The 1,167-nt window shown below is 60.4% G+C and carries 1 protein-coding gene; it reads right to left on the reverse strand.

The window, feature by feature from the left end:
• Positions 1-1,167 (reverse strand): elongation factor Tu (gene tuf / locus AC2FIT_RS22520; protein ID WP_496832646.1); only part of this gene is annotated, 1,167 nt, incomplete at both ends.

The raw sequence follows: 1,167 nt of genomic DNA on the forward strand, positions 1-1,167 counted from the left end.
AATCTTCGACACGACGCCGGCGCCGACGGTGCGGCCGCCTTCGCGGATGGCGAAGCGGAGGCCCTGCTCCATCGCGATCGGTGCGATCAGTTCAACGCCGAACGACACGTTGTCGCCGGGCATGACCATCTCGGTGCCTTCGGCCAGGGTCACGGTGCCGGTCACGTCCGTGGTACGGAAGTAGAACTGCGGACGGTAGTTCGCGAAGAACGGGGTGTGACGACCGCCTTCTTCCTTGGTCAGGATATAGGCTTCGGCTTCGAACTTGGTGTGCGGAGTCACCGAGCCGGGCTTACACAGAACCTGGCCACGCTCAACACCGTCACGGTCAACACCACGCAGCAGGGCGCCGATGTTGTCGCCGGCTTCACCGCGGTCCAGCAGCTTGCGGAACATCTCAACACCGGTGCAGGTGGTCTTGGTGGTGTCGCGGATGCCGACGATTTCAATCTCGTCACCAACGTTGATCACGCCACGCTCAACACGACCCGTCACAACGGTACCGCGGCCCGAGATCGAGAACACGTCTTCGATCGGCATCAGGAACGGCTGGTCAACAGCACGCTCGGGGGTGTCGATATACTCATCAACAGCCGCCATCAGCTCCTTGATCTTCTCTTCGCCGATTTCCGGGTTGTTGCCTTCCATCGCGGCCAGAGCCGATCCTGCGATGATCGGAATATCGTCGCCGGGGTAGTCGTAGCTGGACAGCAGTTCGCGAACTTCCATCTCAACCAGTTCCAGCAGCTCTTCGTCGTCAACCTGGTCAACTTTGTTCAGGAACACGACCATCTTCGGAATGCCAACCTGGCGGCCCAGCAGGATGTGCTCGCGGGTCTGCGGCATCGGGCCGTCAGCGGCGTTCACAACCAGGATCGCGCCGTCCATCTGCGCGGCACCGGTGATCATGTTCTTGACGTAGTCAGCGTGGCCGGGGCAGTCAACGTGCGCATAGTGGCGGTTGTCGGTCTCGTATTCCACGTGGGCGGTCGAGATGGTGATGCCGCGCGCCTTTTCTTCCGGCGCACCGTCAATCTGGTCATACGCTTTGAAGTCGCCGAAATACTTGGTGATTGCTGCGGTCAGCGTCGTCTTGCCGTGGTCAACGTGGCCAATCGTGCCGATGTTGACGTGCGGTTTTGTACGCTCAAACTTTTCCTTTGCCAT

It is taken from the genome of Ruegeria sp. YTSA135 (assembly GCF_059610165.1).